The 8,202-nt window shown below is 74.9% G+C and carries 7 protein-coding genes; 5 read left to right on the top strand and 2 right to left on the bottom strand.

Annotation, left to right across the window (positions count from 1 at the left end; genetic code table 11):
- Positions 1-195 precede the first annotated feature (195 nt).
- On the top strand, positions 196-1,194 hold the full coding sequence (locus A2U95_RS26490) for a dihydroxyacetone kinase subunit DhaK (protein ID WP_166027567.1): 999 nt from the start codon (positions 196-198) through the stop codon (positions 1,192-1,194).
- A 28-nt stretch (positions 1,195-1,222) separates the two neighbouring features.
- The gene (locus tag A2U95_RS26485; protein WP_166027565.1) at positions 1,223-1,912 is read left to right on the top strand and encodes a DAK2 domain-containing protein; all 690 of its coding nucleotides are present in this window, start codon (positions 1,223-1,225) and stop codon (positions 1,910-1,912) included.
- Between the two features lie 17 nt (positions 1,913-1,929).
- Here A2U95_RS26485 and A2U95_RS26480 read toward each other — a convergent pair whose 3' ends face one another.
- Positions 1,930-2,613, bottom strand: a complete 684-nt coding sequence (locus A2U95_RS26480; RefSeq protein WP_166027563.1) for an HAD family hydrolase — start codon at positions 2,611-2,613, stop codon at positions 1,930-1,932.
- 613 nt (positions 2,614-3,226) lie between these two features.
- Positions 3,227-3,382: a DUF6131 family protein gene (locus A2U95_RS26475; RefSeq protein WP_166027562.1), complete on the bottom strand. Its 156-nt coding sequence runs from the start codon at positions 3,380-3,382 to the stop codon at positions 3,227-3,229.
- Positions 3,383-3,757: 375 nt separating this feature from the next.
- On the opposite strand from A2U95_RS26475, the gene A2U95_RS26470 reads away from it, so the two are divergent.
- The 3 genes from A2U95_RS26470 to A2U95_RS26460 all read left to right on the top strand — a co-directional run bounded on the left by A2U95_RS26470 (position 3,758) and on the right by A2U95_RS26460 (position 8,145).
- Entirely contained in the window at positions 3,758-4,879 is a 1,122-nt protein-coding gene (locus tag A2U95_RS26470) for a winged helix DNA-binding domain-containing protein (protein ID WP_166027559.1), read from the top strand.
- A gap of 448 nt (positions 4,880-5,327) precedes the next feature.
- Positions 5,328-6,881 (top strand): DHA2 family efflux MFS transporter permease subunit, encoded by a 1,554-nt coding sequence (locus A2U95_RS26465; protein ID WP_166027556.1) that lies wholly within the window; start codon positions 5,328-5,330, stop codon positions 6,879-6,881.
- 46 nt (positions 6,882-6,927) lie between these two features.
- Positions 6,928-8,145, top strand: a complete 1,218-nt coding sequence (locus A2U95_RS26460; RefSeq protein WP_206283071.1) for an ROK family transcriptional regulator — start codon at positions 6,928-6,930, stop codon at positions 8,143-8,145.
- The last annotated feature ends 57 nt before the right edge of the window (positions 8,146-8,202 follow it).

Genomic DNA, 8,202 nt, shown 5'->3' with positions numbered 1-8,202 from the left:
GCCGCGCCGCGCGGGCGGTGACCGGGGCCGGAGCGCCGGGCGCGCGCGGCGTGCCGGGCCCCGGCCCGAGTTGCCGCGGGCCCCGCGTGCGCCCAGCATGAGGGCAGTCGTATCCGGGCAGGATGGCCCAGGCGGGTCCGCCCGGCCACGGGCGGACCGTGGCCGCAGGGCGGACCGTGAGGAGGGAGACCCCCGATGGCCGCGTACTTCGGCAACGCCGCCGAGGACCTGGTGCCCGACGCCCTGGCCGGCTTCGCCCGGGCCCACGCGCCCCTGGTGACCCACGACACCGAACACGGCTACCTGCTGGCCCGGGACCCCGCGCCCGGACGCCGCGTCGCGCTCCTCTCCGGCGGAGGCTCCGGACACGAACCGCTGCACGCGGGGTTCGTCGGACGCGGCATGCTCGACGCCGCCGTCCCCGGCCGGGTCTTCGCCTCGCCGCACAACCGTTCCGTCTACGAGGCGTCCGTGGCGGCCGCCCGCGAGGACGGCGTGCTGCACATCGTCAAGAACTACACCGGCGACCGGATCAACTTCGGCATCGCCGCCGAACGCCTGGCCCGCCGGGACATCCCCTGCGCCCGGGTGCTGGTCGACGACGACCTCGCCTCGGAGTCGGAGGAGATCCGCGCCGGCAGGCGCGGCACCGGCGGGACGGTGCTGGTGGAGAAGATCCTCGGCGCCGCCGCCGACAGCGGCCTGGGACTCGGCGAACTCGCCGAGCTGGGCGGTCTGCTGGTGTCCCGCTGCCGCACCCTCGCGGTGGCCTCGCGGGCCCACACGGCGCCCACCACCGGCGGTCCGGCCTTCGAACTCGACGCCGGCCAGCTGGAGTACGGCGTCGGCATCCACGGCGAGCGGGCCGACCGCGCCCGCGTCCACGGCCCGTCGTCCGAACTGGTGGCGGAGATGACCGGGGCGCTGCTCGAAGCGCTCGCCCCCTCCCCCGGGGACTCGATGATCGCCCTGGTCAACGGCCTCGGCTCGGTGACCCCGCTGGAGCTCTACGGCATCTTCGGCGAGCTGGGCCGCCTGCTGGACGACCGCGGGCTCCACCTGGCGCGCTCCCTCGTCGGCAACTACGTGACGGCGCTGGACATGCGGGGCTTCTCGATCACCCTCATGGTGGCCGGCCCCGAGGTGCTCGAGCGGTACGACGCGCCCGTGCGCACCGCCGCGCTCAGCTGGTGATCATTCCGCGAGGCATGGGAGGCATGCGATGACCACGGCCCTCTTCGACGGCGCGTACACCGACGGCTGGATACGCCGCTTCGCCGGCTCGGCCCGCGCCACGGAGCCCGAACTGACCGCCCTCGACCAGCAGTCGGGCGACGGCGACTTCGGTGTGAACCTCAACGCCGGCACCACCGCCGCCCTCGCGCGGCTGGACGCCCTCGACCCCGTGGACGCCTCCGGGGTCCGCCGCGCCGCCGGCCCGCTGGACGCCGCGGCCACCGCCTTCCTCGACGAGGTCGGCGGCACCAGCGGCCCGCTCTTCGGTCTCCTCCTCCAGTCGCTCGCCGCGGCCGCCGACGTCGAGGACGACCGGCTGACCACGCCCGCGCTGGCCAAGGGCGTGGCCGAGGGCCTGGCCGCCATACGCCGGGTGGGCGAGGCGGAACCGGGGGACAAGACCCTCGTCGACGCGCTCCACCCCGCCGCCGAGGCGCTGGCCGCCGCGGGCGGACCGACCCCGCCCGACCAGGCCCTGCGGCGGGCGGCCGAGGCCGCCTGGCAGGGGGTGCGGGACACCGCGGGGCTGCGCGCCCGGCTGGGCCGCGCCAGCTACCTGCGGGAACGCGCCACCGACGTGCCCGACCCGGGCGCGGTGGGCGTCGCGCTGTTCCTCACCTCGGCGGGCGGCACCGTCACCACCCTCACCCCGTACCTGTCACCCCCGGTGGGCTGAGCCCGCGGGCGAGCGGCTCACCGGTCGGAGAGCCACCTCCCCACCAGCTCCAGCAGCCCGGGATCGGCCAGCGAGCCCACCCACAGATCGGCGCGCCCGGCGTCCGGCGCGGGCGGCCGTGGACCCACCCCCACCACCCGCAGGCCGGCCTCCCGGGCGGCGTCGATCCCGGTGAGCGAGTCCTCCACCGCCAGCGCGTCGGCCGGGTCCACCCCGCAGCGGCGGGCCGCCGTCTCGTACAGGTCGGGCGCCGGTTTGGGCCGCAGCCCGTCGCCGGGCACCACCACCGAGCCGAACCGGCGCAGCAGCCCGGCGCCGGCCAGACTCGTCTCCACCACGTCGGCGGGGCAGTTGCTCGCCACGGCGAGCGGCAGACGGCCGGCCAGCAACCGGACCAGGGCGAGCGCGCCCGGCATGACCACCGGGGCCGCCGCGGCCAGCCGGCGGAACTCGCCGAGCAGCTGGTCCGCCAGTTCCCCGGCCAGCTCGGGCTTGCCGGCCTCCTCGGCCATCAGCCGGCCGCAGGCGGTGTAGTGCAGCCCGGCCGCCCGGTCGGCGAACCGGGGAGCCGGGACGAGGCGGTGACGGTGCAGGACGCGCAGCCGCGCCTCCTGCCAGTGGGACTCCGAGTCCACCAGGGTGCCGTCGCAGTCGAAGACCACCGCGGAGGGGGACCAGTCGTGGATGCGTCGTTCTGTCATGGCGGTGCCGTTCTCGTCAGAGTGCACCGCCCGCCACCGCTCCCTGGGCGGGGCGCGGCGGCGGGAGGCGTGGGACCGGCCCGGCCCGGGGATCCGGGGCGGGCTCGCACCGCCGTCGTGGGCGACGGGCGGCACGGGAACCAAAGGCCTCTGGTCACCCCGGGGTCGCCGGCACTGAGCATCCGGATGCGCCGGTCGTTACGAGGTGTATGACACCCACTACGCTATGTGTCCACGAGCGTCGAATCCATGGCGGCGGGAGTGTTCGAAACGCCCTTCGAAGGCGTGCGCGCGGTGTGCCGCGAACGGCGTACGCCGTCCGGCCGCGGTCGTCCGCATATGCCAATGACCCCTGCGCCGAGGGGAGTTGGGGTGGACGTCGGGAGGGTGTGGGCGGGCCGTGAAGATCGCCGTGGCCGGAAGGGGCGCCGCGGCCGTTCATCCGGCCGGGTGGCCCCCAACTCGCCCCCGAACGAGGCGCGTTCGGAGTGCGTGAGGGCTCACTGCGGGCACGCGGCGCACGCGGTCGCCTCCACGGGCGGCCGCGTGCGCGGGGGTGCGACCCTCGCCGTGGTGACGCGGCGCACGGTCCTCCGCCGGGCCGGCGTCACCGTCACCAGTAGTGCTTGCGTCCGCCCACCGCGTGGCCCAGGGCCCCCGCGATCCACAGCGCCGCGCCGACGACCACGAGGATGATGCCGATCGTCCAGAGGAAGGCCAGGTCGGCGAGGGCCCCGATGATCAGCAGGATGATTCCGAGGAGGATCATGACCGCCTCCAGAGACGAAGTAGTGCCGATTCCAGTGTGCTCCCACGGCCGGGCGAACGCGGGAGGCCGCCGCCGGGGGCCGCGCCGGGCCCGCCCGGTCCGACCCCGCGCGTCCCTGCGCGGCCCGGTCCGGCCCTGTGCGGGGTGGCCGTCGCCTCCGCCGTGATCCCGGCCCCGGGCGTGACGGGAGCGGGCCGGGTCCTCGGAGAGTCCGATCGGCGGCGGTGGAGGCGACGGCCCCGGGCGTGGCGTCCGGAGCGCTCCCGCCGCTTCGCGGAAGAGGACGGAAAGTGTCCGCAATGCCGCCTAGGGTCGGGACGCGAGCGGGCGGTACGGCCGCCGCACCGGACCACGGCTGAAGAGGACGGCACCCGCATGGCGATCACCTCGGCACATCCGACCGCCTTGTCCCGGCGCGCGCTGAACCGGGCCCTCCTGGCCCGCCAACTGCTCCTGGAACGCGCCCCGATGACCGCGCACGCCGTCATCGAGCACCTGACCGGACTGCAGGCGCAGTCCCCGCAGGCCCCCTACGTCGGCCTGTGGACCAGGACGCGCGACTTCGCCGCCGACGAGCTGTCCGCCCTGCTGCTCGACCGGTCCGTCGTGCGCCTCGTCGTGATGCGGGGCACCGTCCACCTGGTCACCGCCGCCGACTGCCGGTGGCTGCGCCCCACCGTGCAGCCCTGCCTCGACGGGGTGCTGGGGCCCAGGGCCTGGAGCCGGCTGGAAGGGGTGGAACCCGCGGAGCTGGCGGCCGCCGGGCGCGCCTGGCTGGCCGCGGCGCCGCGCAGCGCGGCCGAGCTGGCCCGGCTGCTGGAGGAGCGGTGGCCGGGGCTCGACCGGCTCCTGCTGGGCAACGCGCTGCGGGTGGTGGTGCCCATGGTGCAGATCCCGCCGCGCGGCGTCTGGGGGCGCTCCGGGCAGCCGGTCTACGCGACCGCCGAGGACTGGCTGTCGGCCCCGATGGCCCCGGCCGCCGACCGGGAGGCGCTGGTGCGCCGCCACCTCGCCGCCTTCGGCCCGGCGTCGGTGGCCGACATCCGGACCTGGTCCGGGCTGACCCGGCTGAAGGAGACCGTCGACGCGCTGCGCGGCGAGCTGCTGGTGTTCTCGGACGAGGACGGGACCGAGCTCTTCGACCTCCCGGACGCCCCGCGCCCCGCCCCGGACACCCCCGCCCCGGTGCGCTTCCTGGCCGAGTTCGACAACGCGATCCTCTCGCACGCCGACCGGTCGCGGATCATCGGCGCCGGGAGCCGGCGGCGGATCATGACCAGGAACGCGGTGATCCCCGGCACCTTCCTGGTCGACGGCTTCGTCCGCGGCACCTGGCGCAAGGTCGAGGAGGGCCGCGCCGTCCGGCTGGCCGTCACGCCCCACGCCGCCCTGTCCGCCGGGGAGCGCGAGGAGGTGGAGAGCGAGGGGGCCGCGCTGCTGTCCTTCCTGGCGCCGGGCGCCGCGGACGTCGAGATCCTGCCGCCGGACGCCTCCTGACACGGCGCGCGGCCTCCCGGCCCGGCGGGCGCGGACGCCGCCGCCCCGCGGTGACGGTCCGGCGGCGTCCCGGAGGGGCCGGGCCTGTACGGCGGCCGGCGCCGGCCGGTGCGAGCTGACATGTCCGAGTTCCCTTCGTCGTGCCGGCCGCGCGGACGCTCGTGCTCCCGGTCGCCGGAGGTCGTGCGGGAATTCGGTCCATGCCAAGTCAAACGGCCTTTCCCGGGTTCCGAATCAGTGAAGTCACCGGTACCGGAAGCCCTTTCACCGGTTGACGAAATTCATTCTTGATACAAGCGGACACTTGTTACGATCGCGCGGTGGCGAAGCCCGGGCCCCCGTCGTCGCGGGCCTTCCGGAGGCGGCGCCCCTTCCGCACGGAGCTGGCTGTCGCTGGTGACCGCCGGTCGCGCCGACGACCGGCTTACTGACAAGGAACCCCTTTCCCGTGAGTACTGACACAGGCTCGCCTCCGGCCGGGCCCGCAGCCGGTTCCCCGGCGGCGGACAAGCTGGACCGCGGCGTCCTCAGGGTCGCCGGCGTCGTCGTCATCGGCGCCATCATGTCGATCCTCGACGTCACCGTGGTCAGCGTCGCCCTGCCGACCCTGCAGCGTGAGTTCGACGCGAGCTACGCCACCGTCGCCTGGACGATGACCGCCTACACCCTGGCCCTGGCCGCGGTCATCCCGATCACCGGCTGGGCCGCGGACCGGTTCGGCACCAGGCGCCTGTACCTGGCCTCGATCGTGCTGTTCGTCGCCGGGTCGGCGCTGTGCAGCTTCGCCTGGGACATCGGCCCGCTGATCGTCTTCCGGGCGCTGCAAGGCCTCGGCGGCGGCATGCTGATGCCGCTGGGCATGACGATCATGACCCGGGCCGCCGGGCCCGAACGCGTCGGCCGCGTCATGGCGGTGCTGGGCGTGCCCATGCTGCTGGGCCCGATCGGCGGCCCGATCCTCGGCGGCTGGCTGATCGACGCGGCCAGCTGGCAGTGGATCTTCCTGATCAACGTGCCGATCGGCGCGGTCGCCCTGGTCGCCGCCTGGAGGGTCCTGCCCAAGGACACCTCGCAGCCGTCGGAACCGTTCGACGTCGTCGGCATGCTGCTGCTGTCGCCGGGTCTCGCCCTCTTCCTCTACGGCGTGTCCACCATCCCGGAGGAGGGCACCGCCGCCGCGGCCAAGGTCCTGGTGCCCGGACTGATCGGTCTGGTGCTCGTGCTGGCGTTCGTGGCGCACGCCCTGCGCAAGGCGAACGCCCTCATCGACCTCAGCCTGTTCAAGAACCGTCACGTGACCATCGCCGTGATCACGATGACCTTGTTCTCGGTCGCGTTCATGGGCGCGATGCTGCTGTTCCCCAGCTACTTCCTGCAGGTCCGGCAGGAGGACACCCTCTCGGCCGGCCTGCTGCTGGCCCCGCAGGGCCTGGGCGCGATGCTGACCATGCCCATCGGCGGCCGCCTCACCGACAAGATGGGGCCCGGCAAGCTGGTGCTGGCCGGCATCGTGGTGATCAGCGCGGGCATGGCGGTGTTCACCCAGGTCGGTGCCGACACGTCCTACCCCGTTCTGCTGGGCGCCCTGTTCGTGATGGGCATGGGCATGGGCGTGACGATGATGCCGATCATGTCCGCGGCCCTGAGCACGCTCACCGACCACCAGATCGCCCGTGGCTCCACCATGATGAACATCGTGCAGCAGACCGCCGGGTCGATCGGCACGGCCGTCATGTCGGTCATCTTCACCAACCGCGTCCTCGACGACCCGGCGGCCGGCACCTACAGCGCCGTGGTCCAGGAGAAGGTGCCCGCCGACCAGGTCCCGCCGGCCCTGCTCGAGCAGGGCAGGACGGCCCTGGCGGAGTCGTTCGGCGGCACCTACACGGTCGCGCTGGCGCTGATCGTGGCGTGCCTGGTCCCGGCGCTGTTCCTGCCGCGCAGGAAGTCCGTCGTGAAGGACGGGCAGGCGCAGGGTCCCTCCGTGACCGCGATGCACTGACGTCCCCCGGGGCCGCCGTCGTGAGCACAACCGATAGCCTTGGCCCATGCCATCCGAAATCCGCGAGCCCATGCGCCATGCCGCTATGCGGGAACGGAACCTGGCCGTGCTGCTCCGGGTCATCGCCGCGCACCAGCCGGTCACCCGTGCCCGGCTCGCCGCGCTCACCGGCTTCACCAAGACCACCGTCTCCAACCTCATCGCGGTGCTCGCGGAAGCCGGTCTCGTGCACGACGGGGACATGCTGCACGAAGGGGACCGGGGGCGCCCGGGCATCGGCGTGGCGGTCAACGGGGCGGGCGCCGCGGGACTCGGGCTCGAAGTGAACGTCGACTACCTGGCCGCCGCCGTGCTCGACCTCGGCCGCCGGGTGCGCTACCGGCTCCTGGTGGCGGCGGACAACCGGGGCCGCGAGCCGGGCGAGATCGCCGTCGCCCTGGCCCGCCTGGCCCGGCAGGCCGCGGACTCCGCGGCGGAACAGGGCCTGCCGGTGACCGGGGCGACCGTGGCGCTGCCCGGCATGATCGACCGCACCGGCATGTTCCGAGCCCCGAACTTCCCCTGGCACGACGTGCCCGCCGCCGCCTTCACCGACCTGGGCCTGTCCGGACTGAAACTGCCGACCAGGGCCGAGAACGAGGCGAACCTGGCGGCGCTCGGTGAACTGTGGTTCGGGGCCGGGCGCGCCGACCTCGGCGACTTCGTGCACGTCTCCGGGGAGATAGGCATCGGCGCGGGCGTGGTGCTCAACGGCCGGGTGTTCCAGGGCGCGCACGGCTACGCCGGGGAGCTCGGCCACCTCCAGGTGGACCCGGACGGCGAGCCGTGCGCCTGCGGCGCCCGCGGCTGCCTGGAGCGCGTCGCGGGCCGCGACGCCATCCTGCACGCCGCCGGCCTCGGCGACTCGCTGGCGGACAACGCCGTCGCCGGGCCGCTGGAGCCGCTGTCGGCGCTGACCGCGCTGCTCGACACCGGTGACCGGGCGGCCACCGCGGCGGTGGGCCGGGCCGGGGACGCGCTGGGGCGGGCACTGACCGCGGTGGTCAAGGTGCTCGACCCGGACACGATCGTGCTCGGCGGGGTCTTCTCCGCGCTCGCCCGGTGGACCACGCCCTCGGTGGAGGCGGCGCTGCGCGCCGGCGGGCTCTACGGGCAGGTGCCGGCCGTCGTGGTCTCCTCGCTGGGGGAGAACGCGGCCGTGCTCGGCGCGGCGGGTCAGGTCATCGAGCAGATCCACGCCGATCCCGCGCTGCTGCTGCGCTGAGCCCCGGCGCCGCCCCCGCGGCCGGCGACGGAAGCGGTCCGCCGCCGGCCGCGGGGG

The organism is Streptomyces chilikensis (assembly GCF_001642695.1).
Taxonomy (GTDB): domain Bacteria; phylum Actinomycetota; class Actinomycetes; order Streptomycetales; family Streptomycetaceae; genus Streptomyces; species Streptomyces chilikensis.
Note: the sequence above shows the minus strand (reverse complement) of the source record. Positions and strands in the feature narration are given on the sequence as shown.